27 protein-coding genes and 5 tRNA genes are annotated in these 25901 nt (G+C 57.7%); 21 read left to right on the plus strand and 11 right to left on the minus strand.

Annotated elements, in window-relative coordinates; translation table 11 throughout:
* Nucleotides 1-57: 57 nt before the first annotated feature.
* From clpB to JTJ32_RS12975, 5 genes are all read left to right on the plus strand, one after another.
* Entirely contained in the window at nucleotides 58-2622 is a 2565-nt protein-coding gene (gene clpB, locus JTJ32_RS12955) for an ATP-dependent chaperone ClpB (RefSeq protein ID WP_099226392.1), read from the plus strand.
* Nucleotides 2623-2918: 296 nt separating this feature from the next.
* Nucleotides 2919-2994 (plus strand) — tRNA-Asn (locus JTJ32_RS12960).
* A 29-nt stretch (nucleotides 2995-3023) separates the two neighbouring features.
* Nucleotides 3024-3100: transfer RNA gene (locus tag JTJ32_RS12965), tRNA-Pro, on the plus strand.
* Nucleotides 3101-3105: 5 nt separating this feature from the next.
* Nucleotides 3106-3181: transfer RNA gene (locus tag JTJ32_RS12970), tRNA-Lys, on the plus strand.
* A gap of 97 nt (nucleotides 3182-3278) precedes the next feature.
* Nucleotides 3279-3355, plus strand: a tRNA-Pro gene (locus tag JTJ32_RS12975).
* A 208-nt stretch (nucleotides 3356-3563) separates the two neighbouring features.
* On the opposite strand, the gene JTJ32_RS12980 is transcribed toward JTJ32_RS12975, so the two are convergent.
* The 5 genes from JTJ32_RS12980 to JTJ32_RS13000 all read right to left on the minus strand — a co-directional run bounded on the left by JTJ32_RS12980 (nucleotide 3564) and on the right by JTJ32_RS13000 (nucleotide 7346).
* The gene (locus tag JTJ32_RS12980) at nucleotides 3564-4343 is read right to left on the minus strand and encodes a substrate-binding domain-containing protein (protein ID WP_210042283.1); all 780 of its coding nucleotides are present in this window, start codon (nucleotides 4341-4343) and stop codon (nucleotides 3564-3566) included.
* A 282-nt stretch (nucleotides 4344-4625) separates the two neighbouring features.
* Nucleotides 4626-5924 (minus strand): NAD(P)/FAD-dependent oxidoreductase, encoded by a 1299-nt coding sequence (locus tag JTJ32_RS12985; RefSeq protein ID WP_210042284.1) that lies wholly within the window; start codon nucleotides 5922-5924, stop codon nucleotides 4626-4628.
* 63 nt (nucleotides 5925-5987) lie between these two features.
* Nucleotides 5988-6161, minus strand: a complete 174-nt coding sequence (locus JTJ32_RS12990) for a DUF3094 family protein (protein ID WP_099226384.1) — start codon at nucleotides 6159-6161, stop codon at nucleotides 5988-5990.
* Nucleotides 6162-6174: 13 nt separating this feature from the next.
* On the minus strand, nucleotides 6175-6720 hold the full coding sequence (locus tag JTJ32_RS12995; RefSeq protein WP_099226383.1) for an MOSC domain-containing protein: 546 nt from the start codon (nucleotides 6718-6720) through the stop codon (nucleotides 6175-6177).
* Nucleotides 6717-7346, minus strand: coding sequence for a DUF1780 domain-containing protein (locus JTJ32_RS13000; RefSeq protein WP_004884092.1), 630 nt, complete (start codon nucleotides 7344-7346; stop codon nucleotides 6717-6719). The genes JTJ32_RS12995 and JTJ32_RS13000 overlap by 4 nt, the downstream gene beginning before the upstream one ends.
* 124 nt (nucleotides 7347-7470) lie before the next feature.
* Here JTJ32_RS13000 and JTJ32_RS13005 point away from each other — a divergent pair, with 124 nt between their 5' ends.
* The gene (locus JTJ32_RS13005; protein WP_180274223.1) at nucleotides 7471-7932 is read left to right on the plus strand and encodes a hypothetical protein; all 462 of its coding nucleotides are present in this window, start codon (nucleotides 7471-7473) and stop codon (nucleotides 7930-7932) included.
* Nucleotides 7933-8225: 293 nt separating this feature from the next.
* Here JTJ32_RS13005 and yacG read toward each other — a convergent pair whose 3' ends face one another.
* The 5 genes from yacG to pilB are packed head-to-tail and all read right to left on the minus strand — an operon-like array spanning nucleotide 8226 to nucleotide 12846.
* The gene (gene yacG, locus JTJ32_RS13010) at nucleotides 8226-8435 is read right to left on the minus strand and encodes a DNA gyrase inhibitor YacG (RefSeq protein WP_099226382.1); all 210 of its coding nucleotides are present in this window, start codon (nucleotides 8433-8435) and stop codon (nucleotides 8226-8228) included.
* Entirely contained in the window at nucleotides 8432-9055 is a 624-nt protein-coding gene (gene coaE / locus JTJ32_RS13015; protein WP_210042285.1) for a dephospho-CoA kinase, read from the minus strand. Before coaE ends, yacG begins: the two co-directional genes overlap by 4 nt.
* Nucleotides 9052-9924, minus strand: coding sequence for a prepilin peptidase (locus tag JTJ32_RS13020; protein WP_210042286.1), 873 nt, complete (start codon nucleotides 9922-9924; stop codon nucleotides 9052-9054). The genes coaE and JTJ32_RS13020 overlap by 4 nt, the downstream gene beginning before the upstream one ends.
* 1 nt (nucleotide 9925) lies before the next feature.
* Nucleotides 9926-11143, minus strand: coding sequence for a type II secretion system F family protein (locus JTJ32_RS13025; RefSeq protein WP_210042287.1), 1218 nt, complete (start codon nucleotides 11141-11143; stop codon nucleotides 9926-9928).
* A gap of 2 nt (nucleotides 11144-11145) precedes the next feature.
* Nucleotides 11146-12846, minus strand: coding sequence for a type IV-A pilus assembly ATPase PilB (gene pilB / locus JTJ32_RS13030; RefSeq protein ID WP_210042289.1), 1701 nt, complete (start codon nucleotides 12844-12846; stop codon nucleotides 11146-11148).
* A gap of 226 nt (nucleotides 12847-13072) precedes the next feature.
* Between pilB and JTJ32_RS13035 the strand changes: the two genes are divergently transcribed.
* Both JTJ32_RS13035 and JTJ32_RS13040 read left to right on the plus strand, forming a co-directional pair.
* The gene (locus JTJ32_RS13035) at nucleotides 13073-13492 is read left to right on the plus strand and encodes a pilin (RefSeq protein ID WP_210042291.1); all 420 of its coding nucleotides are present in this window, start codon (nucleotides 13073-13075) and stop codon (nucleotides 13490-13492) included.
* 44 nt (nucleotides 13493-13536) lie between these two features.
* Nucleotides 13537-13613, plus strand: a tRNA-Thr gene (locus tag JTJ32_RS13040).
* Between the two features lie 60 nt (nucleotides 13614-13673).
* On the opposite strand, the gene JTJ32_RS13045 is transcribed toward JTJ32_RS13040, so the two are convergent.
* Complete coding sequence (locus tag JTJ32_RS13045; RefSeq protein ID WP_210042293.1) at nucleotides 13674-14225, minus strand: DUF1523 family protein; 552 nt, start codon at nucleotides 14223-14225, stop codon at nucleotides 13674-13676.
* A gap of 119 nt (nucleotides 14226-14344) precedes the next feature.
* On the opposite strand from JTJ32_RS13045, the gene JTJ32_RS13050 reads away from it, so the two are divergent.
* The 13 genes from JTJ32_RS13050 (at nucleotide 14345) to JTJ32_RS13110 (ending at nucleotide 25893) form a co-directional block, all read left to right on the plus strand.
* Entirely contained in the window at nucleotides 14345-15343 is a 999-nt protein-coding gene (locus tag JTJ32_RS13050) for an ATP-grasp domain-containing protein (RefSeq protein WP_099226376.1), read from the plus strand.
* A 54-nt stretch (nucleotides 15344-15397) separates the two neighbouring features.
* Nucleotides 15398-16540 carry a trypsin-like peptidase domain-containing protein gene (locus JTJ32_RS13055; protein WP_210042294.1) on the plus strand — a complete coding sequence of 381 codons (1143 nt, stop codon included), beginning with the start codon at nucleotides 15398-15400 and terminating at the stop codon, nucleotides 16538-16540.
* A gap of 76 nt (nucleotides 16541-16616) precedes the next feature.
* Nucleotides 16617-17750, plus strand: coding sequence for a phosphoribosyltransferase domain-containing protein (locus JTJ32_RS13060; protein ID WP_210042295.1), 1134 nt, complete (start codon nucleotides 16617-16619; stop codon nucleotides 17748-17750).
* Nucleotides 17743-18501 (plus strand): HAD family hydrolase, encoded by a 759-nt coding sequence (locus JTJ32_RS13065; RefSeq protein WP_099226373.1) that lies wholly within the window; start codon nucleotides 17743-17745, stop codon nucleotides 18499-18501. Before JTJ32_RS13060 ends, JTJ32_RS13065 begins: the two co-directional genes overlap by 8 nt.
* On the plus strand, nucleotides 18494-19588 hold the full coding sequence (locus tag JTJ32_RS13070; RefSeq protein ID WP_210042296.1) for a cysteine protease StiP family protein: 1095 nt from the start codon (nucleotides 18494-18496) through the stop codon (nucleotides 19586-19588). Before JTJ32_RS13065 ends, JTJ32_RS13070 begins: the two co-directional genes overlap by 8 nt.
* Entirely contained in the window at nucleotides 19588-20538 is a 951-nt protein-coding gene (locus tag JTJ32_RS13075) for an HpcH/HpaI aldolase/citrate lyase family protein (protein ID WP_099226371.1), read from the plus strand. The genes JTJ32_RS13070 and JTJ32_RS13075 overlap by 1 nt, the downstream gene beginning before the upstream one ends.
* Nucleotides 20539-21243 carry an HAD family hydrolase gene (locus JTJ32_RS13080; RefSeq protein WP_069145044.1) on the plus strand — a complete coding sequence of 235 codons (705 nt, stop codon included), beginning with the start codon at nucleotides 20539-20541 and terminating at the stop codon, nucleotides 21241-21243.
* 47 nt (nucleotides 21244-21290) lie between these two features.
* Nucleotides 21291-21884 (plus strand): TerD family protein, encoded by a 594-nt coding sequence (locus JTJ32_RS13085; RefSeq protein ID WP_099226370.1) that lies wholly within the window; start codon nucleotides 21291-21293, stop codon nucleotides 21882-21884.
* The gene (locus tag JTJ32_RS13090) at nucleotides 21881-23110 is read left to right on the plus strand and encodes a TerD family protein (protein ID WP_210042304.1); all 1230 of its coding nucleotides are present in this window, start codon (nucleotides 21881-21883) and stop codon (nucleotides 23108-23110) included. The genes JTJ32_RS13085 and JTJ32_RS13090 overlap by 4 nt, the downstream gene beginning before the upstream one ends.
* 52 nt (nucleotides 23111-23162) lie before the next feature.
* Nucleotides 23163-23612: a tellurite resistance TerB family protein gene (locus JTJ32_RS13095; RefSeq protein WP_099226368.1), complete on the plus strand. Its 450-nt coding sequence runs from the start codon at nucleotides 23163-23165 to the stop codon at nucleotides 23610-23612.
* A gap of 26 nt (nucleotides 23613-23638) precedes the next feature.
* On the plus strand, nucleotides 23639-24673 hold the full coding sequence (locus JTJ32_RS13100; protein WP_099226367.1) for a TerC/Alx family metal homeostasis membrane protein: 1035 nt from the start codon (nucleotides 23639-23641) through the stop codon (nucleotides 24671-24673).
* A gap of 29 nt (nucleotides 24674-24702) precedes the next feature.
* Entirely contained in the window at nucleotides 24703-25278 is a 576-nt protein-coding gene (locus tag JTJ32_RS13105) for a TerD family protein (RefSeq protein ID WP_099226366.1), read from the plus strand.
* A gap of 36 nt (nucleotides 25279-25314) precedes the next feature.
* Entirely contained in the window at nucleotides 25315-25893 is a 579-nt protein-coding gene (locus JTJ32_RS13110; protein ID WP_099226365.1) for a TerD family protein, read from the plus strand.
* Nucleotides 25894-25901: the final 8 nt, after the last annotated feature.

A 25901-nucleotide genomic window follows, 5' to 3' on the forward strand; every position in this document is an offset into this window, starting at 1 on the left:
GCAGGTTTTCGTCACAGGTGTGTTCATTGCTCCGGCCTGCTCTAAAGGAAGGTGACTATGCGTATCGACAGATTGACCAGCAAATTACAGTTAGCGTTATCAGATTCACAATCGCTGGCAGTGGGCCTCGACCACCCAGCCATTGAGCCTGCGCATTTGATGCAGGCATTGCTAGAGCAACAAGGCGGCTCAATCAAACCGTTGCTGCTGCAGGTAGGTTTCGACGTGAACAGCCTGCGCAAGGAGTTGAGCAAAGAGCTCGATCAACTGCCAAAAATCCAGAACCCGACCGGCGACGTCAACATGTCGCAGGAGCTGGCGCGTCTGCTCAATCAGGCTGATCGCCTGGCCCAGCAAAAGGGTGACCAGTTCATTTCCAGTGAGTTGGTGCTGCTCGCCGCCATGGACGAGAACAGCAAGCTCGGCAAGTTGCTGCTGGGGCAGGGTGTCAGCAAGAAGGCGCTGGAAAATGCCATCAATAACCTGCGCGGCGGCGGGGCGGTCAATGATCCCAATGTCGAAGAATCGCGTCAGGCGCTGGACAAGTACACCGTTGACCTGACCAAGCGTGCCGAAGAAGGCAAGCTCGACCCGGTGATTGGTCGTGACGACGAGATCCGTCGCACAATTCAGGTTTTGCAGCGCCGCACCAAGAACAATCCGGTGTTGATCGGTGAGCCGGGTGTGGGCAAGACCGCCATAGCCGAAGGCTTGGCGCAGCGTATTATCAACGGTGAAGTGCCTGACGGTTTGCGTGGCAAGCGTCTGCTGTCGCTGGACATGGGCGCGCTGATTGCCGGTGCCAAATACCGCGGCGAGTTCGAAGAGCGCCTGAAATCGCTGCTCAACGAGCTGTCCAAGCAAGAAGGCCAGATCATCCTGTTCATCGACGAACTGCACACCATGGTCGGCGCGGGTAAAGGCGAAGGCTCGATGGATGCGGGAAACATGCTCAAGCCGGCTCTGGCGCGCGGCGAGCTGCACTGCGTCGGCGCGACCACGCTCAACGAGTACCGCCAATATATAGAGAAGGATGCCGCGCTGGAGCGTCGTTTCCAGAAAGTGCTGGTGGACGAGCCAAGCGAAGAAGACACCATCGCGATTCTGCGCGGCCTGAAAGAGCGCTATGAAGTCCACCACAAGGTTGCTATCACCGATGGTGCGATCATCGCAGCGGCGAAATTGAGCCATCGCTACATCACTGATCGTCAGCTGCCGGACAAGGCCATCGACCTGATCGACGAAGCGGCCAGCCGCATTCGCATGGAAATCGACTCCAAGCCGGAAGTGCTCGACCGCCTCGAGCGCCGCCTGATCCAGTTGAAGGTGGAAGCTCAGGCGCTCAAGAAAGAGAAGGACGAGGCAGCCATAAAGCGTCTGGGCAAACTTCAGGACGATATCCAGCGTCTGGAGCTGGAATATGCGGATCTGGAAGAAATCTGGACGTCGGAAAAAGCCGAAGTCACCGGCTCCGCGCAGATCCAGCAGAAAATCGAGCAGTCGCGTCAGGAACTGGAAGCGGCGCGCCGTCGTGGCGACCTGAACCGCATGGCTGAATTGCAATATGGGATCATCCCGGACCTGGAACGCAGCCTGCAGATGGTCGACCAGCACGGCAAGCCGGAGAACCAGTTGCTGCGCAGTAAAGTGACCGAGGAAGAAATCGCTGAGGTGGTGTCCAAGTGGACCGGTATTCCGGTCTCCAAGATGCTGGAAGGCGAACGCGAAAAGCTGTTGAAAATGGAAACCCTGTTGCACAACCGCGTAATCGGCCAGGAAGAGGCGGTGGTCGCGGTATCGAACGCTGTGCGCCGTTCGCGTGCGGGCCTGTCCGATCCCAACCGGCCAAGCGGTTCGTTCATGTTCCTCGGCCCGACCGGCGTGGGCAAGACCGAGCTGTGCAAGGCGCTGGCCGAGTTCCTGTTCGACACCGAAGAGGCCATGGTGCGGATCGACATGTCCGAGTTCATGGAGAAGCATTCTGTGGCGCGGCTCATCGGTGCACCACCGGGTTATGTCGGGTACGAGGAAGGCGGCTACCTGACCGAGGCCGTACGTCGCAAACCGTACTCGGTGATCCTGCTCGACGAGGTCGAGAAAGCGCATTCGGATGTGTTCAACATTCTGTTGCAGGTACTGGAAGACGGTCGCCTGACCGACAGCCATGGCCGTACGGTGGATTTCCGCAATACTGTGATCGTCATGACCTCCAATCTGGGCTCGGCGCAGATTCAGGAGCTGGTGGGAGATCGTGAAGCGCAGCGCGCAGCGGTGATGGATGCCGTCAGCACGCACTTCCGGCCGGAGTTCATCAACCGGATCGACGAAGTGGTGATCTTCGAACCGTTGGCGCGTGATCAGATTGCCGGTATCACCGACATCCAGCTGGATCGTCTGCGCAAGCGTCTGACCGAGCGCGAGCTCTCTCTGACGCTTAGCCCCGAAGCGCTGGACAAGCTGATTGCCGTTGGCTACGACCCGGTCTATGGCGCACGCCCACTGAAGCGAGCCATTCAGCGATGGATCGAAAACCCGCTGGCGCAACTCATCCTCTCGGGCAGCTTCGTACCTGGTACTGGCATCACTGGTCGGGTGGTCGACGACGAGATCGTATTTGCCTGATGAGGTCCGTTGCCTTATAAAGGAGGGCTCCCCGAGTGGGAGCCCTTTTTGTTGAGGACGATGTCCGCGGCAAAATCAGCCCTGAAAGGCGATCTGAAAAAAAATCGCAAATCATTGTCTTAAAAAGCAATTTAGAGGGTTGACAGGTGTTTTTAAAATTGTAGAATAGCGCGCCTCAGAGACGTGAACGCAACGATACAAACGAAGTGCAAACGTCATTGAGATTGAAATCAAAGAGTTAACAGCGATGTGATTTCAATGCGGCAAGTGGTAACGTTGAATCTGAAATCGATAGTTCCGCGATAGCTCAGTTGGTAGAGCAAGTGACTGTTAATCACTGGGTCCCTGGTTCGAGTCCAGGTCGTGGAGCCAGATTTCACAAGGTTCAATGATGTTTCAGTCGGGGTATAGCGCAGTCCGGTAGCGCGCCTGCTTTGGGAGCAGGATGTCAGGAGTTCGAATCCCCTTACCCCGACCACATTTGGGTCGTTAGCTCAGTTGGTAGAGCAGTTGGCTTTTAACCAATTGGTCGTAGGTTCGAATCCCACACGACCCACCATTTTTGGCCAGTTTGTATCTGGCTGGATCTTAGGGAGTGATGCCACAAGCATCATCCAAATAAAAAGCGCCTCTTCTGAGGTGCTTTTTAGCATCATCGGGGTATAGCGCAGTCCGGTAGCGCGCCTGCTTTGGGAGCAGGATGTCAGGAGTTCGAATCCCCTTACCCCGACCATTTTCGCCCAGTTGTATCAGGGTTGAAGATCAGGACTCAAGAACAGTGGTCTTGAGTCCAACAAAAAAGGCGTCCTTCGGGACGCCTTTTTTGTTTCTTCGTAAAACCGATCTGACGGCTCAACGCTGGCCAGCTCTCTCATGTGACGGCCACACCAGCGTCAGAACACCGGTCAAGCCGTCATCCGTTCAGAAAAATCCCTTCGCGTTTAGCGGGGCACTGAATCCAGCCCGGTGGACTGTACGGCCGGTTGCGCCTTGGGCGATGAGAGATAAGCGAGAAGCGCCTTCGCCTGCTCGGGATGATCGGCATTGACCGGAATGCCTGCGGCGTAACGAGTGACCGACTGCACGTCCTCCGGGATCTTGGCGACGAAGGTGGCACCCGATACAGGCATCAATTCGGCAACTTGCTGGAAGCCCAGTTCGTATTCTCCGTTGGCGACCACCGAGGCAACTGGAATGCGCTCGATCATTTTGCTTTTGGGCACGAGCTGCTCCTGGATACCCAGTTTCTTGAACAGCTCTTTTTCGATATAAACCCCGCTAGCGCTGTCCGAATACGCGACAGATTTGGCGTTAAGAAGCACATGTTTCAGCTCGGTATCGGTGCTGATCGACGGTTTTGGCGCACCTGCCTTGACTGACATCCCGATGCGCGAATCCGCCAGCTCCACACGCGAGGCAGGGTCGACCTTGCCCTGTTTGATCAGCTCATCCAGTGCGTAGCCGACCATGATGACCACATCGGCGTGTTCGCCATGTGCCAGCCGATTGGGGATGGCTTCAGGTGCCTTGCCCATCGAAGGGCCGAGGATCGTTGTCAGCGTGTCGCCGCTGGAAGCCGTGTATTGAGGTCCCAGCAACTTATATGCAGCGGTAAAGCCGCCAGAGGTCATTACGTTGAGTTCTTCGGCTTGAGCGGCAGCGCTCAGTGCGACGCATGCTGCGAAAAGCGGTGCGAGGCGATGTGTCTGTAGCCATTTCATCGTTCATGTTCCTTGATTACAAAGCCGGTCGAAGCGAGCATCGAACATCCTGGTTGCCCGCAATGCACACCGTACCCGCATCAGAAGCCCGGGCAGGAGCTTGGTTCAGCGCCAGCAGGGTGAGGTCGACATGCCAGTCAATATAGTCAGCCAGCGTCTGGTTCGTGACCCTTCCATCCTGGTGAAGGATGATCAGAATCCTGATGTCTACCAGCTTAACGCCTGCTCGGTCATGGCGCAGACATGCCAATGCAGAACACTGGCATGCTCGACCACAGTCTTTTAGTGCAGCTTCATCCGTGGCTCGGTGCCCTTGCCGATGCGACTGCCCAGCATCAGCATCAGCGTGCGGAACATGCCGTAAAGTGCCATCTGGTGCATGCGGTACAGCGACACGTAAAACATCCGCGCCAGCCAGCCTTCGAGCATGACGCTGCCTGTCAGGTTACCCATCAGGTTGCCCACCGCCGAAAAACTCGACAGTGAGATCAGCGAGCCGTAGTCCTTGTAGGTGTATTCCGGCAATGCCTTGCCTTCGATCCGCAGACGCAGGGATTTGACCAACAGTGAAGCCTGCTGGTGTGCCGCCTGGGCGCGAGGCGGGACGTTGCGATCAGTGCCTTTTTGCGGGCAGGCAGCGCAGTCACCGAAGGCAAAGATGTTCTCGTCGCGAGTGGTTTGCAGTGTCGGCAACACCTGCAGCTGGTTGATACGGTTGCTCTCCAGTCCGTCCAACTCGTGCAGGAACGCCGGGGCTCGAATGCCTGCCGCCCAGACTTTAAGGGTTGCAGGAATGACTTCACCGGTCGCCGTGATCAGGCTGTCGGCTGTGACCTCGCTGACGGCCGCGTTGGTCAGCACCGTCACGCCGAGCTTGCTGAGCGTCTTGTGGACCGGGCCGCCGATGCGCTCGGGCAGTGCCGGCAGAACCCGCGGGCCTGCCTCGATCACAGTGATGCGCAGGTTTTCCGGTTTGATCTGCCCCAGCCCGTAAGCAGCCAGTTCATGAGCTGCGTTGTGCAGCTCGGCCGCCAGCTCCACGCCCGTGGCACCGGCACCTACGATGGCAACCGTGATCTCCTGGGTTGCGTCAGCCTGACCGGCATGCGCACGCAGGTAGTGATTCAACAATTGCTGATGGAAACGCTCGGCCTGCTTGCGGGTGTCGAGGAACAGGCAGTGTTCCGCCGCGCCCTTGGTGCCAAAATCATTGGTGGTGCTGCCGACTGCCAAAACCAGTGAGTCGTAACCCAGGCTGCGGGCCGGGACCAGTTCAGCACCGTTTTCATCCAGCGTGGCAGCCAGATGCACCTGTTTGCTGGTGCGATCAAGCCCAGTCATACGCCCCAGCTGGAACTGAAAATTGTTCCATTTGGCTTGCGCCACGTAATTGAGCTCGTCTTCGTACGAGTTCAGTGAACCGGCCGCCACTTCGTGCAGCAGTGGTTTCCAGATGTGGGTGAGGTTGGCGTCCACCAGCGTGACGCTGGCTGTACCTTTCTTGCCCAGGGTTTTACCCAGACGGGTGGCCAGCTCCAGACCGCCGGCGCCTCCGCCAACGATGACAATACGATGAGTCATAAGGATTACTCAGAAGGTTTAAGGAATTCGGGGGGAGCTTGATCTTCGCGAGCGCAAGGCAGCTCATAGCGTCAGATGGCTCAGAAAACGGCTCAGCAGGCCCAGTCCGATGACTACGACTACCAGCATGATCAGGAGCAGCCATGGCCGGAAAGGCCTGCGCTCGACTTGATGCTGGGGTGACTGAAGGTATTCTTCGACACGCCGTTGGTCGTCCGGGTTCAGACGGCTGCTCATTTTATGTCTCGTGTTACGTTTCGTTTCGCGTGTACTGCCTGGCAGGAGGCCATGAATCGGTGCTTTCCAGCGGTTCGACCTGAAGCGTGTCGTCCAGCCGGATGATTCCGCTTTGTATCACTCGGGCGGTAATTCCGCCATGCCCCCGCACCGCCTGAAAGGTTCCGTGGCCGAGCCGTTGCTCGAGGCGCGCGCAAGGCTGACACCAGCCCGTGGTTTCGAAAATCGCCTGGCCGATCCTGAATCGTCGTCCCTTCAGGCTGAACAGATTGATGCCGCTGATCGCCAGGTTACGGCGCAGGTCCTGAGGCACGATGGGGTTTTCCGTCGGCCGGTTCAGGAGAGAGCTGACCACGGCCAGATGTTCCCACTGGATCAGCGTGACCTGCCGGGCATTGCGCGGCCCTGGGCGGGAGTGGTCACCGGTCAACCCAGCTTCGCGCCGCGCTTCCACGGCGTCCAGCTCGATCATGTCGACACGTGATTCGGGGCGCACGCCGATCCAGCGCACACGACCGAGCTGCGGGACGTCGGCCAGCAGTTCCTGTAACGGGCTCATAAACTGATTCCAACATCGAAAACGACACTGCGGCCCAGATTGGTACGCAGAAAGTCCGGAGCATCCGGGTGCGCGAACAATACACGGGCAAAGGTCGGCCCTACCAGTGACAGCGAGCGCCAGCCCTGACGCAGGTACTCGGTGGGCGGCGGGAAATGGCTGTTGAGGTCCAGCACTTCGCGCTTGAGGCTGGCGAAGGCAATGATGTCCAGCTCGCCGAGGTCCAGGCCCCGTTCGCGGTAGTTATGGGATTTCTTGCGCAGAGTAGGGGCGAGGCGTCGAAGCAGTTCTGAAGCCGGGATGCGCTTGGGCTTGGCCTCACGGCGCACCAGCTGGCTGAGGGAGAAGGCACTGCGTCGTCGCTCCAGTTCCTCGCGCCACTCGTCATTGAGACGGCGACCCTCGTCCAGAACGAAAAACACCTCGAAGCAGGCGTCACGAAACAGCACGTCCGGCGGCTCCTGGCCTGCCGGCGTGAAGTCTTCGTTGCGATGCGGGATGTTCAGGCCCTGTAGCAGGCGCTGACAAACCCATCGCTCACGCTCCCACTTTCGCGCATTGGAAAGAAAGGCGTTGGCTTGTTCGGCCTGGATCGTCAACAGGCGTAAGTAGTCTGAGTCATCCATGGGCCCAAGCTTAGCGTTCTAATCGCTGTCACTGGAAGAGAGAATGTGCGGGTGTAAACTGGCTTTCATTTTGGCTGGCCGTAACTGCCTTTTGGCAAACAGTACCTTTTCGAGGAGTGCCCCGTTGAAATTTCTGCCCATACTGCTTCTGGCCCTGTTGCCGCTGACGGCCAATGCCCTGCAAACCGGCGAGCGCCTCGCGCCGTGGACACTGCTCGACCAATACGATCAGCCCTACACCCTCAACAACCAGACGCAAACCCTGCTGGTCGCCAGAAGCATGGACGCCGCCAAACTGGTCAATGCCGCGCTTGCGGATAAACCCAAAGGCTTTCTCGACGCGCGCCATACTGTCTTCGTCGCCGACATTCAGAAGATGCCGACTGTCATCGCCAAGATGTTCGCCATCCCCAAGATGCGTGACTACACCTACCGCGTCATGCTCGACCGCGACGCCCGTATCGTGCCGCAGTACGCGGGTGATGAGGATAAAGTCCTGTGGTTGCAATTGCGCGACGGGCAGTTGGTGAGCCAGCAGCAGTTCGGGAGTGCCGAGGCGTTGCGTGCGGCGCTGGAAAGGCCGTAACGGAGGGGGTGTGATCCTGTAGGGGCAACACCTTGTGGGAGGCGGCTTGCCGGCGATGGCGTCAGTTCAGTCGCTGATAGGACGCTTCAGAAACGCATCGCCGGCAAGCCGCCTCCCACCGTCCATTGGTTGCAATGAGACTTGTGGTTAACGATGATCGCTGGAGCCTGGGAAGGATCAGTGTCTACCCCACGCTGATCGTGCCCACGCTCCACGTCGCATTCGAGAGCGGACGCAGAGCGTGGTAACGATCATCAGGCGATGGAGTTGCTCGCGAAAAGAATCAGTCAGCCTCAGTGGCCTCTGTGCGGTACTTCCAGATCGCCCGAAAACAGGTCGTCTTCTGCATCCGGGCTCACCGGAATGGCGTGTTCTTCCGATGCCCAGGCACCGAGGTCGATCAGTTTGCAGCGGTCCGAGCAGAACGGACGGTTGGGGCTGGCCGCGCTCCATTCCACGGGCGCGCCGCAGGTTGGACATTGAACGGTCATTGGTTGGCTCATGATTGGCCTCCACGCAAAGTAAGGTAAAAGTGGTGCAGTCGCTCGACTTCGCTTTTCAGCCAGGCAGTATTCTGGTCGTTGACCAGCACATCGTCGGCATGGCGTAAGCGTTCTTCGCGCTGCACCTGAGCCTTGAGGATGGCCTGGACCTGCTCCTGGCTTGAACGGTCGCGCAGCATGGTGCGCTCTATCTGCAGTGCCTGAGGTGCATCGATCACCAGCAGTCGCTGGACCGTGCGGTACTGACCGGATTCGATCAGTAACGGTGATACCAGAATGGCGTAGGGTGACGTGGCGCGCGCCAGATAGCGGCTGATCTCCTGATTGATCAGCGGATGCAGCAGTGACTCAAGCCAGCGTCGTTCTTCGGGCTGTTCGAAAATCAGCTTGCGCAGCGCACCCCGATCCAGTTCACCGCTGGCCTGTAGCACGCCAGTGCCAAAGTGCTCGACGATCTGTTCCAGCGCCGGCCGGCCAGGTTCCACGACCCAGCGCGCAGCGTGATCGGCATCCACCGTTTGAATACCCAGGTCGATAAAGCACTGTGCCGCTGCACTTTTACCGCTGCCGATACCGCCAGTCAGGCCGAGAATCCAGGGTTTTTGATCAGGGTGGGTCATTTGAAACCGGCAAACTGCAAATAGGAGTCGGTTATTTGACCACCCCAGAGCAAAGCGATCCACCCCGCGATGGCCAGATAAGGACCGAAGGGGATCGGTGTGCCGGATTCGACGTTGCGCAATCGCATCATGATCACGCCAAGAATGGCACCCACCAGTGACGAGAGCAGAATCGTCAGTGGCAGGATATGCCAGCCGCCCCAGGCGCCGAGCATGGCCAGCAGCTTGAAGTCGCCGTAGCCCATGCCTTCCTTGCCCGTTATCAGCTTGAACAGCCAGAACACCGACCACAACGACAGGTATCCCGCCACGGCGCCCCACAAGGCATCGCTTAACGAAGTAAACAGGCCAAACGCGTTGGCGATCAGGCCCAGCCACATCAACGGTAGTACCAGTGAATCAGGCAGCAACTGCGTATCGGCGTCGATCAGGCTCATCGCCAGCAAGCCCCAGCTCAGTACCAGCATTGCCGCCGTCTGCCAGCCAAAGCCGAAATGCCAAGCCACATAGGCCGACAACAGCGCGCAGGCCAGCTCGACCAGCGGGTAGCGCTTGCTGATCGGAGCCTTGCATTGCGAACACTTGCCGCCAAGCATCAGGTAGCTGACCACCGGCAGATTTTCCCACGGGCGGATCTGGTGAGCGCAGTGTGGGCAGCGGGAGTGAGGGAGGATCAGGTTGAAGGTGGGCTGCTCAGGCTCGGCGGGTAAGCCGAGCATTTCCCGCGACTGGGCTTTCCAGTCGTTCTCCATCATCTTGGGTAGGCGGTAAATCAGGACGTTGAGGAAGCTTCCGACCAGCAGGCCGAGCACACCGATGAAAATAACGAAGGCCAGCGTTGAGCTGGCCAGGAAGTCGAGGAGGGGCATGTCAGACAACGTTTCCGAGTTGGAAGATGGGCAGATACATCGCTATTACCAAGCCTCCGACGATGACACCCAGTACCGCCATGATCATGGGCTCCATGAGGCTGGTCAGGCTGTCGACCATGTTATCGACTTCATCTTCGTAATAGGTGGCGACTTTGTCGAGCATACTGTCCAGTGCTCCGGACTCCTCTCCGATTGCGGTCATCTGTATTGCAAGGCTTGGGAAGACGGCGGTGGATCGCATCGAGAAGTTCAGTTGCATGCCCGTCGAGACATCTTGCTTGATCTTCATAACCGCATTTCTGAATACGACATTACCGGTTGCGCCCGCAACCGAGTCCAGGGCTTCGACTAGCGGGACGCCTGCGGCAAAAGTAGTGGAGAGTGTGCGGGCATATCGTGCCACCGATGACTTGAAAATCAAGGGGCCTATAATAGGGACCTTTAGTAAAAATCGGTCGAGACTGTCCCGAAATTTTTGTGACCTTTTATAAAAACGTTTGGACAGAAAAAAGCTCAAGATTAGGAACGCTAGAATGGCTAGCCACCATGTTTGGACAAGCTCTGAAAGTCCGATGACCATTAGTGTAAAGGCAGGAAGTTTGGCGCCGAAGCTAGCAAAAACTGCCTGAAATTGCGGTACTACTTTTATGAGTAGAATGCCAGAGACTATGAACGCGACGACTATTACCGCGATAGGGTAAGTCATGGCTTTCTTAATTTTAGCCTTAAGCCTTTCGGTTTTTTCTTTATAGGTTGCCACCCGGTCAAGCAAGCTTTCGAGCGCTCCTGCCTGCTCGCCCGCGTCCACTAGATTGCAAAAAAGCTCATCGAACTGCTCGGGTTTCTGCCGCAATGCTGTCGCAAAACTGTTACCGGCAGACACTTCCTGTTTAAGAGAATCCACCAGCGAGCGCATGTTCGGGTTTTCCGCGCCCTCGCTGATAATGTCAAAGGATTGCAACAGCGGAACGCCCGCTTTCATCATGGTCGCCATCTGCCGGGCAAAGAATGCGATGTCCAGAGGCTTAATCTTTTTGCCTTTGCCAAAAATCGAAACTGTCTTCTTCCGCACTTTGGTCGGGTTGATGCCCTGCTTGCGAAGTTGAGCCTTGATCAGCGCCGGATTGTGGCCACTCAACTCACCGCTGATCTTGGTGCCTTTCTTGTCTACGCCTTCCCAAGTGAAGATGCTGACTTTGACTGCTTTACTGGCCATGCTTAATCCTTGGTCACGCGATTGACTTCTTCCAGGCTGGTAATGCCCTGCATGGCTTTCGACAAGCCGGATGTTCGCAGGTCATTGAAACCATCCTTGCGCATCTGCCTGGAAATCTCCAGCGAGTTGCCTTCTTCCATGATGATGCGTTCCAGTTCCGGCGTTTTTTTCACGACCTCGTAAATGCCGACTCGGCCTCGATAACCGCCGTTGCAGTGTTCGCATCCGACCGGCCCGTAGAGCTTGAAGGTGCCGACTTTCGACTCCGGGAAGCCTTCCTTGATCAGCGTTTCATGGGGCACATCGACCTCTTTCTTGCAATGGCTGCACAGCTTGCGCGCCAGTCGTTGGGCAATAATCAGATTGATCGCTGTGGCGATGTTGAACGCCGCAACGCCCATGTGGTGCAAGCGGGTCAGGGTCTCCGCCGCGCTGTTGGTGTGCAGCGTCGACAACACCATGTGACCGGTTTGAGACGCCTTGATCGCGATCTCGGCTGTTTCCAGGTCTCGAATCTCACCAACCATGATCACATCCGGATCCTGACGCAGAAACGCGCGCAACGCCTGGGAGAAGTCCATGCCCTGGCGCGGGTTGACGTTGACCTGATTGACGCCTTCCAGGTTGATCTCCACCGGGTCTTCGGCGGTCGAAATGTTGATATTCACGGTGTTGAGAATATTGAGGCCCGTGTACAACGAAACGGTTTTGCCCGAGCCTGTCGGGCCGGTTACCAGAATCATGCCCTGCGGCTGCTTGAGCGCTTCCAGATACAGCTCTTTCTGATCTGGCTCGTAGCCCAGCGCATCAATGCCCATCTGGGCGCTGGTCGGGTCGAGAATCCGCATCACGATCTTCTCGCCCCACAGGGTTGGGAGCGTGTTCATACGGAAGTCGATGGACTTGGTTTTGGACACACGCAACTTGACCCGGCCATCCTGAGGCTTGCGCCGCTCCGAAATATCCAGGCTGGCCATGACCTTCAGGCGTGCCGCAATACGATTGGCCAGATTGATCGGTGGCCGGGCAGCTTCGTGCAAAATTCCGTCAGTACGGAAACGTACGCGGAACACCTTTTCATAGGGTTCGAAGTGCAAATCGGACGAGCCCAGCCGAATTGCATCCAGCAGCATTTTATTGACGAAACGGACGACAGGCGCGTCATCGGCGTCATCGCGGCTCGTAATTGACGTTTCTTTGGCACTTTCGCCCGGCTCAATATCCAGATCCAAGTCGATGTCTGCCAGTGAGCCCAAGCCACTGTCGCTGTCGAAGAATCTGTCGATGGCAACACTGAGTTTGTCATCTTCGACCAGAATCGCTTCAGTGTTCAGGCCAGTGCTGAACTGAATGTCGGTCACAGCCTGATGGTTGGTCGGGTCCGAGATGCCAATAAAGAGTCGGTTGCCGCGACGCCATAACGGCAACGCGTGATGCTGACGAGCGAGCTTCTCGCTGACCAAACCTTTAGGCTGGCTTTCTTTATCAAGGCTGGAGAGGTCCATGAAGGGCACACCGAACTGCTCGGAGGCCATTTCTGCGAGAGTCAGACTCTTGACCAGTTTGTTCTGGACCAGATAGGTGACCAGCGAAATCTTGTCGCGTCGCGCCTGTTGGAATGCCTGTTGGGCAGCTTTTTCGGAAAGGAGCTCAGCGACGACCAATTGCTTGGCCAGGCCGGTTAGGACAACGACATCACTCATAAAACCACCAGACGCAGACAGTGTGAGGTTTATAGCGCAGTCAGAGAGTGCTGCCAAATGGGATGATGGCATATGACAAAAATTGTCAGTTTCTGCTGATTTCAGAATGCTTCCGAGCAAGTTGGCGTGTGTTTCAACCCGCAAACTGTGCGGTGTGTCACATTGGCATGACGTGTGCTTTACTCCCCGCAAGGCACCCAAAATTGACGCCTCGGAGAAGTACGCGATGAAAGCACAAAAAGGTTTTACGTTGATCGAATTGATGATCGTGGTAGCGATCGTTGGTATTTTGGCGGCGGTAGCGTTGCCAGCTTATCAAAATTACACAATGCGCGCTCGATTCACTGAGGTTGTATCCGTTGCTGATACATACAAAACTGCAGTATCGCTTTGTGTGCAGCAGCTAGGAACTGTCACAGGCTGTAATCTTGGTACGAATGATATTCCTGCAACAACTTCAACCACTTATGTTGCAAGCGTCGGCGTAACTAACGGGGCTATTACAGTTACTCCTCAAGGTGGGATTCCAGCTGCTTCTACCTATGTATTGACGCCTACGCTGAACGCTGGCTCTACCTCTTGGGCTTTGAGTGGCGGATGCTTGACCGCTCAAGCTCCGGCGCCTATTTTGTGCAGAGCTAACTAAATCTAGTCTGATTTTTATTGATTGAGTTAGTAAGAAGCTGCAATGCCGAAATAGCTCAGCCCGGTAGAGCAGCGCACTCGTAACGCGAAGGTCGCAGGTTCGATTCCTGTTTTCGGCACCAGAAACTAAAAATCCCGATCATCACTGATCGGGATTTTTTGTTTCAGGGCAAGCCTCTGCTTTACCTCACCACCTGATCCACTCGCGGCTGCGGCGGCCTGCGGAAGCGGCGGCGGATTACGACGACGATCATTACCAGCAGCACAATCAGCACGCCAAAGAAGATCGCGTTGAACACCGGGAACGGTTCGTCACGGGTGCTGACGGCTTCGACCTGGGTCACGTTGGGAAACATCGAGAGAATCTGGATGCGCCAGCCGTAGTAGCGGATCAGGGCCAGTTGCTGGGCGTCACGTGAATAGCCCTGGGCTTTGGCCTGGATGTCGGCGGAGTCGAACTTGAAGTACCACGGGAAGCTCCAGCCGGTGTCTTCGTTGCGGTAGACCACAACGTTTTTGTTGTCCGGGTGCTCGGTGTTGATGAAGTACACGTCCCGGGTCGGGCCGTCGGCCGGGTTTTCGGCGTTGATGACACCGTCGGCGTCCATTCTTTTGACTTCCACGCCGGTAATCATCACGACATCATGGCGCGGCAGGACGTAATAGAGGCTTAATGCGCCGATCCCTAATGCTACGAATACTACAAGCCAAATCGACCTTTTAAGCCACTTCATACCAGCGTCCTCTGTTTAAAATTGCGTGACTTTGCCTTAATCCGAACATTTCGAAGCAAAACAGTTATTACAAAATTCGACAAGGCCGTTTGAGGCGGACCTGTCTTCCGGAGATTTACATGATTTGGTTCCTTGAAGGGCAGTCCAGCCAGCGTGAAGTGATCATGGGCGCTCGCGATGCCTTGCCCGCCTCGGTGCAGATTGTCGCATCCCATCGCCAGTTGCGGTCGGAGATTACCGGGCAGGCCGATGTGGCCCTGCAGGAACCGGCCGATAACGATGAACGCATCGATTGGGTCATCGAGACGGCCCGGACGCTCGGCGTCAAGGTGATCGTGGCCGGACGCGTCGGCAGCCGTTACGAAGAGCAGCGTGAGCGCTTTGTCGCTGAAGGCTTGGACCTCGTCACCGGCGGAACGTCACTGAAGACCTTTCAGGATGTGGACGACAAGAACCGTTTCACGGCTGCGGCCGAATCGGCCGGTCTGGCCTGCATTCCAGGCATCCTGGCAAGCAATGCTCGGGAATTACAGGATGCCTACGACGCGTTGTCCGGTTCGGGCGAGGTCTGTATCAAGCCTACGGTCGGGATTTATGGTCAGGGCTTCTGGCGTTTCAAGGAGGGCGTTGACGACTTTCGTTGCTTCGCCAATCCCGATTCGCGCGAGACGACCTTCAGCGCGTACCTGAACGCTTATCGCCAGTCCGAAGACCGTCCACCGATGTTGCTGATGCCGTACATGCCCGGCAGCGAGTGTTCGGTGGACATGGTCTGCGAGCAGGGCAAGGCAGTGGCGTTTGTCGGGCGGCGCAAGCTGGGCCTGAACCAGACCTTCGAGCGCGACAGCGAGGCGGTCCGTCTGGCGGTCCGCGCCGCAGAGTATTTTGCCTGTGACGGACTGATCAACGTCCAGACCCGCGACGATGCGGACGGCAAGCCGCGTTTGCTGGAGATCAATCCGCGCTACTCGGGCGGTATTGGCTATACACGCGAAACCGGCATCAATCTGCCGGGCATTTTCGCCACACGGCGTCTGGGCTTGAAAGAACCGGAAACACATTGGCTCGACGATATTCGGGTCAAGGCCATCACCGTTGCTGTGCGGGCCACTGTATGATCCGCACCATAGATTTTTGCTATTACTAATCGCTCTTATCAGGGAGGATCGGGCATGAAGGTTCTGGCACCCGGTGCAAATACCGCTTTGGCAAACTCCCTGTGCACCTGGAATCTGGAGAGTGGCCGATCTTCGATTTTTGGCGAATACGCAGCAGTCGCTCTGCTCGCTGTCGATGAAAAGCGTCAGCCCATGGGTGATCCGGCGCTGCTGCATCAGGAACAGAGCTGGATGGAATGGAGCGGCGGCCCGCAGAATGTGGGTTGTACGCTGAAGCTGGATCGCCTCCCGGCTGGCAGTGACCGGGTGCTGCTGATGGTGTATGTGTTCTCGGCCACGGGGCCGATTCGCGAGATCGGCAGCCTGCATCTGCAGGTGGATAACGATATCGAGCATCGGGTTGACCTGCGGGACAACGGCGAAGCGGCGATCATCATCGGCGAGTTTTACAAGCGCAACGAACAATGGAAATTCCGGGCGTTGAGTGAAGGCTCGGCGTACGGCCTGTCTGCTTTCGGGCGCAAGATCGGGCTGGAGGTCGATGATCGTCATCCACGGCGTCCGGCGGGCGCTCCGAACGGCGGCGGTTCGCACCATCAGTCGGCGACCGGAACGGCGTTCGTTGTAGGGCCTGCGCACGTGATGACCTGTGCACACGTTATCGAAGACATGAACGTCTTCCATATCAACTCGCTGGAAGGCCGTTACAAGGCCGAGCCGGTGGTGATTGATCGTCGTAATGACATCGCGCTGCTGCGCGTGCAGGGAGCCTCACCGTTATCTGCGGTTACGTTTCGCGACGGCCCTGGCTGCGAGCCAGGTGATAACGTCGTGGTGCTGGGTTATCCACTGGCTTCTATTTCCGGCGGCGGTTTGCAGGTGACGCAGGGCGGTATATCCGGGCTTTTTGGCCTGCACAGCGACGCCAGCCTGTTCCAGTTCACGGCGCCCATTCAACCGGGCTCCAGCGGCAGTCCTTTGTTTGACAGCGGCGGGGCGGTCATCGGGATGGTGACGTCCACGGTGCCGGACGGGCAAAACATGAACTTCGCGGTGAAGTCCGCTCTGCTTCTGTCCTTTTTGCAGGCGTGCCGCATCGATGCGCCGCATGCCAGATCGGAAAGGACTTACACCACTACAGAAATCACGCGTGCTGCCCAGTCGTCGCTGTGGCTCGTCGAAGCCTCACGCGACTGACGTCGGAATGTCTCTTGAGGAGACGTTTCGATCTGCAGGCGCCAGGGGTTGCGACCCCGTTAATCAGGAATTATCGATGGACAGCAGCGCAGCTTCTTCCACACCCGTCAGGCTTCGTGCTGATCTGCTTCGGGGCTCCCTTAATGTGAGCGTCAATGCGTCCACGATTGCCCCGGATTCACTGTTCGGCTTCGCTGAACGGCGTAACCCCAAGCGTGCGTTTCTGTTCGTTTCGCGCGTGCTGGGGCGGCACATACCGGTTCGTCCGAGTCTGATGCTCAAAAGCTTTCAGGATCTCGCGCACAAGATTCCTGCCGATCTTCCCGGCCCGGTGCTGGTCATCGGTATGGCGGAGACTGCTGTCGGTCTGGGTGCCGGCGTGCACCGCGCCTACAGTGCCACGCGTCCGGATGCGTTATATCTGGTCAGCACGCGTCACCCGACAGGTACTGACCTGTTTGCGCGCTTCGAGGAAGAACACAGCCACGCCAGTGCTCACCTGATCCATCTGCCGACCGACCCTGCGCTGCGCGACATGATGCTCAATGCCCGTTCGCTGGTGCTGGTCGATGACGAGGCATCCACCGGCAAGACGTTTATCAACCTTCATCGCGCGCTTGTTGATGCCGGGCTCGACAAGCTCGAACGCGTTGTGACCTGCGTGCTGACCGATTGGTCGGCAGGTGCGGTCAGCACGTCGATGGGCGCATTGGCCGAGCAGGTCTCGCTGTTGCAGGGTTCCTACTCGTTCGATGAAGACCTGAGCGCCCCCATGCCTGACATGCCTGAAGTCGGCACCGTCGCCATGGGTGACTGGCCGCTGGTGACGGCCAATGACTGGGGGCGATTGGGCGTGCTGTCGGTGAACGACACGCTGGCCCCGGACATTCAGGTTGCCAAAGGCGAGCGGGTTCTGGTGGTGGGCACCAGCGAGTTCGTCTGGCGTCCGTTCCTGTTGGCCGAGCGCCTGGAAAAAGCCGGTGCCGATGTGCATTTCAGTTCGACCAGCCGTTCGCCGATTGCGCTGGGGCACGCCATCGATCACGCGCTGTCGTTCTCCGACAACTATGGGCTGGGCATTCCCAACTTCCTTTACAACGTGCGCCCCGGGCAGTTCGACCGGGTGCTGATCTGTACCGAAACGCCGAGCCAGGCCGTGCCTGCCGAACTGATTCAAGCGTTGAATGCCGAGGTGATCTGCGATGAATGATGTCCGCCCGTTGATCTTCGTCGATCTGGACGACACCTTGTTTCAGACCGCTCGCAAAACCCCCGCCGATATCGAAAAACATGTCGCCACGCTCGACATCAGCGGTCATGCCAACGGTTATATGACCAACGTGCAGAAGTCGTTCTCTCACTGGTTGCTGGCGCACTCCGATGTCGTGCCGGTCACCGCCCGCAGTGTCGAGGCCTTCAGTCGGGTCAAGCTGCCGTTCACCGCGGGCGCCATCTGCTCGCACGGCGGCGTCATGCTCGACGTGGTGGGGCGCGTCGATAAGGACTGGAACGAGCAGATGAAGCAGACGCTCGCGGCTTATCAATCGCGTCTCCATGAATTGTCGGCCGCCACGCTGGCCATTGGTCAGGACATGGGTGTGTCACTGCGCGGCTGGGTCGTCGAGGAAGCCCGACTGTTTCATTACGTGGTCACCAAGCACAATGAAAACGACGACAGCATCCTTACCCGAGTGCTGGCTGAGGTACAGGCGCGCGGCTTGCTTGACGACATGCATGTCCATGGCAATGGCAACAATCTTGCGTTTCTGCCCAACGGTCTGGCCAAGCGCTATGCCGTTCAGGAATGGCTGCGTCGCGACAAGGCAATAAATGGCGAACGTCCGGTGCTCGGTTTTGGCGACAGCATTACCGACCTGGGTTTCATGGACGAGTGCCACTGGTGGGCGACGCCCGCGCGCAGTCAGTTGGCCAGAATGTTTGTCGGGGCTGCGCATGAGTAATCCGGTTCACGGGCTGGATACCGTGGGGAGCGGCAGTTATCTGGAAGGCGATGTGCATTTCCTGCTGCGTCGTGTCGAGATGCAGACCACGGATGTGCAGGAAAAGGAGCGTCTGATCCAGACGCAGCAAAAGCATTACTCGGAAATGATCAGCGAGGAAGCGGCCCCGAGCGCGGCGCATCAGGCCTTGTTTCAGCGCACGCTGGCGCAGAATGGCGCCCGTATGGCCGCAGACGTTCAGTCTCTGGCGCAGGCGCTGGACCTCGAATGCCCGGGACCGGAGATCGTTCTGGTGTCGTTCGTGCGAGCAGGCCTGCCGCTCGGCGTGCTGCTGCGTCGTGCCTTGATTGATCTGGGGCGTGAAGCGCATCACTACGGCATCAGTATCATTCGCGACCGTGGAATCGACGAAGTGGCACTCGAGGCCATCATCAAGGCTCATGGTGCTCAGAACATCGTCTTCGTCGATGGCTGGACCGGCAAGGGCGCGATCTCGGGCGAAATCAAGCGCAGTCTGGCGGGGGATGTCCGGTTTCCCGACCAGCCGCGGCTTGTCGTGCTGGCCGATCCTTGCGGCAGTGCCTGGCTGGCGGCGTCCTGTGAAGACTGGGTGATCCCGTCCGGCATTCTGGGCGCTACCGTTTCCGGGCTGGTGTCGCGCTCGATCTGGCCTGCCGAGGGTGGGCTGCATGGCTGCGTGGTCTACGATCACTTGCAGGCTCATGACGTCACCCGGTCGTTCATCGAAGAGATCGAGAATCATCGGCGGAACCTGAGTGCTACTGTCTCGGTGACACCATGGACGCCCGAGCAGCAGTTCGAACTCAAGGCGGCAGCGTCCGAGGTGGTCCAGCGTCTGGCCGAACGTTTTGAAATCAGCAATCTGAATCGCGTGAAACCGGGCATTGCCGAAGCGACGCGTGCGGTCATGCGCCGTGTGCCGGACCACGTGCTGGTTCGCGACACCTCCGACAGCGACGTGCAATTGCTCATGCACCTGACCGAGAAAGCGGGCATTCCTGTCGAGCAGGTCGGCAGTGCCCTTGGGCCCTACAGGGCGGTAACCATCATCCGGAGTCTGAGCTAATGGCCTTATTCTCGCCTTACGCGCTGGGCGCGACTTTGTACATGCCCGCTACCCGCGACGACATTCTGGATGTGGTGTTCGCTGAAAAGCTGCCCGAGCTGCGCTCGCTGGTCGTTTGTCTGGAGGACGCCGTTGCGCTGATTGACATCGAGACTGCGCTGGTCAACCTCCGTCAGGTACTGACCCGCATCCAGGATCGCGGCGGCCGTCCGGCCAATGGTCCCTTGCTGTTCGTTCGTCCCCGCGATGCAGCGATGGCGCGCATTCTCAATGACTGGCCATTGATGATTCATGTCGACGGCTTTGTCGTACCCAAGCTCTCGTTGAAAACCTTGAGTAGCTGGGAGCAGGCCGTGACCAACCCGGCGCTGGCACTGATGCCGACCCTGGAGACGCCGGAAGTGTTCAACCCGACGGCGATGGTCGAACTGGGGCAGGCGCTGAAAGCCAATCTCGACGAGCGGATCATTGCCTTGCGCATTGGCGGCAACGACCTGATGGGCTGCCTGGGGCTGCGCCGCAACCCGGCAATGACGTTGTACGGAACACCGATGGGGTATGTCATTCCGATGCTGGCCGGTGTGATGGGCTCGCAAGGGTTTGCGCTCACCGCTCCCGTGTTCGAGCAGCTGGCCACGCCGGATATCCTGCAGCAGGAATTGACCCTGGATATTGCCAATGGTCTGGTCGGCAAGACCGCAATCCACCCATCGCAGGTCAATATCATTCAGAATGCACTTCGCGTCAGCCTGGAAGACATGAATTCGGCCCGGATGATTTTGAACTCTGTTGCGCCGGCCGTGTTCAAGTACAACGACGCGATGTGTGAACCGGCGACCCATTACAAATGGGCAACCCACATCATGGAGCGCGCCAAATGGCATGGAGTGTTACCCGCACCCGCTTCGATCATGGATGCCAGCATTCGACTCGCTGAGGCAGTTAGCTAGATGATAGAACCTGACCTTGAAATCGAAGTGGAACAGCGCCTGCTGGCGGTGTTCGACTTCGACGGGACCATTACCCGACACGACAGCTTCGTTCCTTTTCTCAAATTCGCTTTTGGGCAGCGCGCCTTTTCCGTGCGCATGGCCAGACTGGTATTGCCCAGTATCGGTTACCTGACCAAACGCGTGACGCGCGACGAGCTCAAGGGCCGTCTGATCAAGGCTTTTCTGACCGGCGTCGACGCGCAATGGCTTCAGCAGAAAGCCGAGGCCTTCTGCGAACTCTACTGGAAACGCCTGATGCGTCCTGCGGCTCTGGAGTCGATTGCGGCCGAGCTGGAGAAGGGGGCCATTGTCACGCTTTGTTCAGCTTCGCCTGCTATGGTCCTGCAACCGTTCGCCGATCGGCTGAAAGTAGAGCTGATCGGAACTAATCTTGAAGTGATCGACGGCAAACTGACCGGTTTGATCGAAGGCAGCAATTGCCGCTGCGACTCCAAGGTTGCGCGACTGGAAAGTGTTTACGGCCCGCTCAACAAATTCCGCCTGCGCGCCTGGGGCGATACGCGAGGTGATCATGAATTGCTCGCTGCAGCGCAGGATGCACACTGGCGTCACTTCCATCCGACGTGGCGAAAAGGGCGTTACAAAGGTCCCATTAACGCCAAGTTACACAATCCAGATGGCAAAGATGGGCCAACACGGTAAGGCTGTAACACTTTTATCCGATTTCCGTAGTCCACATGGAGCGAAAAATGGCACTCACTTTGGCGAAAAACCAGACGATCTCGCTTGAGAAAACCGCTGGTACAGGCCTCAAGAAAGTCAGCATGGGCCTGGGATGGGACCCGGAAAAGGCCAGTGGATTCTTCGGCAAACTGTTGGGCGGCGGCGGTGGCGACATCGATCTGGACGCTTCCTGCATCATGCTCGACGCCGACAGGAAGCCACTGGACCTGGTGTGGTTCCGTCAGCTGCAATCGCGTGATGGTGCCATTCAGCACTCTGGCGACAACCGCACCGGTGAAGGCGCGGGCGATGACGAAACCATCAGTGTGGATCTTGAGAAACTGCCTGCCACCGTGAAATATCTGGTTTTCACGGTCAACTCCTTCACTGGACAGAACTTCGAGAAAGTCGCGAACGCTTACTGCCGCATCGTCGATCTGGGCTCGCGTAACGAACTCGGCCGCTTCGACCTGTCCGAAAAAGGTCAGCACACCGGTGTCGTGATGTCCTACCTGTCGCGTACACCGAGCGGCTGGGACTTCACTGCCGTGGGGCAGGCGACCAATGGTCGTACCGCCGATGACCTGGTCGATCTGGCCATCGGAGCCGTACGCGCATGACCCAACTTGTCCCAGGCGCCAATGCGCCAGTAGCTGCCGGGCCTTTGACGGTTGACGTCAGCTACTCCCCTCTGGCGGGCGCGGACATCGACGTGTCCGCCTTTCTGCTGACCGGCTCAGGCAAGGTCCGTGGTGATCAGGACATGTGCTTTTACGGCCAGAAAAGCGTGAACGGTGGTGCGGTCCAGTTGACGGAAACGTCGGCTGGCCGTGCCGTGTTCACCCTTGACCCCAGCCGTCTGGATGCGGTCATCGAGAAAGTCGCCCTGACCGCGACCATTTATGAGAACAAGGCCCGCTTCGACAGCGTCTCGCGTCTGGCATTGACCATCACTGGCGGTATCGAAGCCGACATTCCCACCGGCGGCATGAAAGAAACTGCACTGATTCTTGGCGAGTTCTACCTGCGGCAGGGTGCCTGGAAATTTCGTTGTGTGGCGCAGGGTTTTGCAGGCGGTCTTGAGCCGCTGGCAAAGAACTTTGGCGTTGACGTCGCAGCCCCTCAGGATCAGCCTGCACCTGCACCTGCACCTGCACCTGCACCTGCACCTGCACCTGCACCTGCACCTGCACCTGCACCTGCACCTGCAGCGCCGCCTCCAGTGAAATCGACTGTGAGCCTGAGCAAGATCACGCTGGACAAGACGCGCGCCTCGGTGAGTCTGGAAAAGACCAGTGCAGGGTTTGGCGAGATCCGCGTCAACCTGAACTGGAACCGTCGCAGCGAGGCCAAGAGCAGCGGCTTCTTCTCGATGAAGAAGAGCAATGCCATCGACCTTGATGTAGGCTGCCTGTTCGAATTGCAGGACGGCCTCAAAGGTGCCGTTCAGGCGCTGGGCAATTCGTTCGGCTCGCTCAACACCGAGCCTTTCATCAAATTGATGGGTGACGACCGCACCGGCTCTGTCAGCGATGGCGAGTGGTTGCACATCAACGGTGCTCACTGGAGCAGGATTCGGCGGATTCTGGTTTACGCATTCATCTATGAAGGCGCGCCAAACTGGAAAGAGACCGACGGAGTTGTCACTATCCATGCCCCGGGCCAGCCGCCCATCGAGGTTCGCCTCAATGAAGAGGGTGGTCGTCAGGGCATGTGTGCGATTGCCTTGCTGGAAAATGACAACGGTGCCGTCAAGGTGACGCGTCGTGTGGATTTCCACAACGGTCACAGCAACATGGACAAAGCCTACGGCTGGGGCATGCGCTGGGCTGCCGGTTCCAAGTAAACAACATTTTGATATTTCTGAAGCTGGCCGTGCCGCTTCACAGGAGATGGACATGCTGGACTGGTTGAAAACTAACGCAACAGCGGCTCGTGAAAAACTGGCCACCGAAGTCTCGAAATTCAAGAACCGTGAATTCATGGACGCCGTGGTTTCCGGTTGCGCTCTGGTATCTGCCGCCGATGGCGATATCAGTTCCAGCGAAAAGCAGAAGATGGCGGGCTTCATCCAGAACTCTCAGGAACTGAAAGTTTTCGACATGAAGGACGTCATCCAGGGCTTCCAGGAAGCGTGCTCCAAGTTCGAGTTCGACTTTGAGATTGGTCGCGCCGAAGCGTTGAAAACCATCGGCAAGATCAAAAAGAAAGAAGATGCCTCCCGTTTGCTGGTGCGTGTCTGCTGTGCCATCGGTGGTGCAGACGGCAGCTTCGACGAGAAAGAGCGGGAAGTCTGCCGCACGATCTGTCGTGAGCTTGGCCTGACCCCGTCCGATTTCGACCTGTAATTTTTTACCCTAAGGAACGCAGTTAAATGGAAAGCACCTCTCTAGGCTTCCCTCCACTCACGATGGCCGTATTCATTGGCCTGGCCATTACGGCCATGGCCATCGACATGTTTTCCCACCGCGGGAACAAGCCGATCACGCTCGCTCAGGCCTCCGCCTGGTCGATCTTCTGGGTCGCCATTTCGCTGGCGTTCGCCGGTTTTCTGTATGTTCAGCACGGCTCTGAAGTTGCCACGCTGTTCGTCACCGGTTACGCGCTGGAAAAAGTACTGAGCGTCGACAACCTGTTCGTGTTCATGGCCTTGTTCACCTGGTTCAAGATCCCGGACGGCCTGCGCCACCGTGTCCTGTACTGGGGCATCATCGGTGCCATCGTCTTCCGCGGCATTTTCGTCGCCATTGGTACCGGCCTGCTGGCTCTGGGCCCTTGGGTCGAAGTGGTGTTCGCAATCATCGTTGCCTGGACCGCCATCATGATGCTGCGTGCCGGTGATGACGACGACGAAGAAATCGACTACTCCCAGCACATGGCTTATCGCTTCGCCAAGAAGCTGTTCCCGGTGTGGCCAAAGCTGCATGGCAGCAATTTCTTCGTCCGCCGCTCGGTGTTGGAAGAGGAGGTCAAGAAGCCTGAGAACGCCGGTATTACCCTGGCTGCCAAGGGTGCTCTGTTCGCAACGCCGCTGTTCCTGTGTCTGGTCGTGGCTGAAATCTCCGACGTACTGTTCGCATTCGACTCCGTGCCGGCCATCATCGCCGTCAGCCGTGAGCCTCTGATCGTATTCTCGGCGATGCTGTTCGCGATTCTTGGTCTGCGTACCCTGTACTTCGTACTTGAAGCCCTCAAGCGCTACCTGGTGCATCTGGAAAAGGCAGTCATCGCACTGCTGTTCTTCATCGCCATCAAGCTGGGCCTGAACGCGACAAACCACATTTTCCATCACGGTTACGAGATCAGCGCCAATACCAGTCTGCTGGTTGTAGTGGTTGTTCTGGTAATCGGTATCGTCGCCAGCCTGCTTTTCCCGGGTAAAGAAGAGCCGGCTGAAGAAAAAGCGTAAAAACACTGGATATAGGAGATAACCGAATCATGGCTTTGACTCTGCAAAAAGGTGGCAACCTTTCGCTGTCGAAAACCGACCCTACCCTGACCAATGTTCTCATTGGTCTGGGCTGGGATCCGCGTGCCACTGATGGCCAGGACTTTGACCTGGACGCCAGCGCATTCCTGTTGGGCGCCAATGGCAAGGTCCGCAGTGAAGCTGACTTCATTTTCTACAACCAGCTCAAAAGCGCCGACGGTTCAGTCGAGCACACCGGTGACAACCGCACTGGCGCCGGCGACGGCGACGACGAAGTGGTCAAGGTCGATCTGGCACGTGTACCTGCCGATGTCGATAAAATCGTGTTTGTCGTGACCATTCATGAAGCCGATGCCCGCAAGCAGAACTTCGGTCAGGTAGGCGGTTCGTTCATCCGCGTGGTGAATGAAAAGAGCGCTGCCGAAGTCGTTCGCTACGACCTGGCAGAAGATGCTTCGACCGAGACGGCAATGGTCTTCGCCGAGCTCTACCGCAACGCTGGCGAGTGGAAATTCCGCGCGATTGGCCAAGGCTACGCAGGTGGCCTCAAGGCCGTCGCCAATTCGTATGGCATGAACTTCTGATTCGTCCCCCCATTCTTTTAGAAAAGGATCAAGCACATGGCTGTAAGTCTGAGTAAAGGCGGTAACGTTTCCCTGTCCAAGGAAGCGCCTGGTCTGACGGAAGTGACCGTGGGTCTGGGCTGGGATCCGCGCGTTACCGACGGTACCGAGTTCGACCTGGACGCTTCCATTTTCATCGTCGGTGAAAACGGCAAGGTTCTGGACGAAACCGGCTTCATTTTCTACAACAACAAGAAGTCTGCCGACGGTTCTGTCGAGCACTTGGGCGATAACCGCTCCGGCGCTGGCGAAGGCGACGACGAGTCTGCTGTGGTCAAGCTGGGTGGCCTGGCGGCCACCGTCAAGAAGCTGGTGTTCGCAGTGACGATTCACTCGGCCGACGAGCGCAAGCAGAACTTCGGTCAGGTCCAGAACGCTTACATCCGCGTTCTGAACAAGGCTGATGGCAAGGAAATCGCTCGCTACGACCTGTCGGAAGACGCGTCGACCGAAACGGCGATGATCTTCGGCGAACTGTATCGCAATGGTGAAGAGTTCAAGTTCAAGGCCATCGGCCAAGGCTTTGCAGGCGGTCTCAAGTCGCTGGCAGAAGCACATGGTGTGTCGATCGGCTAAGCCCGAAC

Source organism: Pseudomonas alliivorans (assembly GCF_017826695.1).
Taxonomy (GTDB): Bacteria; Pseudomonadota; Gammaproteobacteria; order Pseudomonadales; family Pseudomonadaceae; genus Aquipseudomonas; species Aquipseudomonas alliivorans.

What these genes read in the sequence shown, in the direction of transcription:
- clpB (WP_099226392.1), top strand. Translation starts at nt 58, where the DNA reads ATGCGTATCGACAGATTGACCAGCAAATTACAGTTAGCGTTATCAGAT.
- JTJ32_RS12980 (WP_210042283.1), bottom strand. Translation starts at nt 4,343, where the DNA reads ATGAAATGGCTACAGACACATCGCCTCGCACCGCTTTTCGCAGCATGC.
- JTJ32_RS12985 (WP_210042284.1), bottom strand. Translation starts at nt 5,924, where the DNA reads ATGACTCATCGTATTGTCATCGTTGGCGGAGGCGCCGGCGGTCTGGAG.
- JTJ32_RS12990 (WP_099226384.1), bottom strand. Translation starts at nt 6,161, where the DNA reads ATGAGCAGCCGTCTGAACCCGGACGACCAACGGCGTGTCGAAGAATAC.
- JTJ32_RS12995 (WP_099226383.1), bottom strand. Translation starts at nt 6,720, where the DNA reads ATGAGCCCGTTACAGGAACTGCTGGCCGACGTCCCGCAGCTCGGTCGT.
- JTJ32_RS13000 (WP_004884092.1), bottom strand. Translation starts at nt 7,346, where the DNA reads ATGGATGACTCAGACTACTTACGCCTGTTGACGATCCAGGCCGAACAA.
- yacG (WP_099226382.1), bottom strand. Translation starts at nt 8,435, where the DNA reads ATGAGCCAACCAATGACCGTTCAATGTCCAACCTGCGGCGCGCCCGTG.
- coaE (WP_210042285.1), bottom strand. Translation starts at nt 9,055, where the DNA reads ATGACCCACCCTGATCAAAAACCCTGGATTCTCGGCCTGACTGGCGGT.
- JTJ32_RS13020 (WP_210042286.1), bottom strand. Translation starts at nt 9,924, where the DNA reads ATGCCCCTCCTCGACTTCCTGGCCAGCTCAACGCTGGCCTTCGTTATT.
- JTJ32_RS13025 (WP_210042287.1), bottom strand. Translation starts at nt 11,143, where the DNA reads ATGGCCAGTAAAGCAGTCAAAGTCAGCATCTTCACTTGGGAAGGCGTA.
- pilB (WP_210042289.1), bottom strand. Translation starts at nt 12,846, where the DNA reads ATGAGTGATGTCGTTGTCCTAACCGGCCTGGCCAAGCAATTGGTCGTC.
- JTJ32_RS13035 (WP_210042291.1), top strand. Translation starts at nt 13,073, where the DNA reads ATGAAAGCACAAAAAGGTTTTACGTTGATCGAATTGATGATCGTGGTA.
- JTJ32_RS13045 (WP_210042293.1), bottom strand. Translation starts at nt 14,225, where the DNA reads ATGAAGTGGCTTAAAAGGTCGATTTGGCTTGTAGTATTCGTAGCATTA.
- JTJ32_RS13050 (WP_099226376.1), top strand. Translation starts at nt 14,345, where the DNA reads ATGATTTGGTTCCTTGAAGGGCAGTCCAGCCAGCGTGAAGTGATCATG.
- JTJ32_RS13055 (WP_210042294.1), top strand. Translation starts at nt 15,398, where the DNA reads ATGAAGGTTCTGGCACCCGGTGCAAATACCGCTTTGGCAAACTCCCTG.
- JTJ32_RS13060 (WP_210042295.1), top strand. Translation starts at nt 16,617, where the DNA reads ATGGACAGCAGCGCAGCTTCTTCCACACCCGTCAGGCTTCGTGCTGAT.
- JTJ32_RS13065 (WP_099226373.1), top strand. Translation starts at nt 17,743, where the DNA reads ATGAATGATGTCCGCCCGTTGATCTTCGTCGATCTGGACGACACCTTG.
- JTJ32_RS13070 (WP_210042296.1), top strand. Translation starts at nt 18,494, where the DNA reads ATGAGTAATCCGGTTCACGGGCTGGATACCGTGGGGAGCGGCAGTTAT.
- JTJ32_RS13075 (WP_099226371.1), top strand. Translation starts at nt 19,588, where the DNA reads ATGGCCTTATTCTCGCCTTACGCGCTGGGCGCGACTTTGTACATGCCC.
- JTJ32_RS13080 (WP_069145044.1), top strand. Translation starts at nt 20,539, where the DNA reads ATGATAGAACCTGACCTTGAAATCGAAGTGGAACAGCGCCTGCTGGCG.
- JTJ32_RS13085 (WP_099226370.1), top strand. Translation starts at nt 21,291, where the DNA reads ATGGCACTCACTTTGGCGAAAAACCAGACGATCTCGCTTGAGAAAACC.
- JTJ32_RS13090 (WP_210042304.1), top strand. Translation starts at nt 21,881, where the DNA reads ATGACCCAACTTGTCCCAGGCGCCAATGCGCCAGTAGCTGCCGGGCCT.
- JTJ32_RS13095 (WP_099226368.1), top strand. Translation starts at nt 23,163, where the DNA reads ATGCTGGACTGGTTGAAAACTAACGCAACAGCGGCTCGTGAAAAACTG.
- JTJ32_RS13100 (WP_099226367.1), top strand. Translation starts at nt 23,639, where the DNA reads ATGGAAAGCACCTCTCTAGGCTTCCCTCCACTCACGATGGCCGTATTC.
- JTJ32_RS13105 (WP_099226366.1), top strand. Translation starts at nt 24,703, where the DNA reads ATGGCTTTGACTCTGCAAAAAGGTGGCAACCTTTCGCTGTCGAAAACC.
- JTJ32_RS13110 (WP_099226365.1), top strand. Translation starts at nt 25,315, where the DNA reads ATGGCTGTAAGTCTGAGTAAAGGCGGTAACGTTTCCCTGTCCAAGGAA.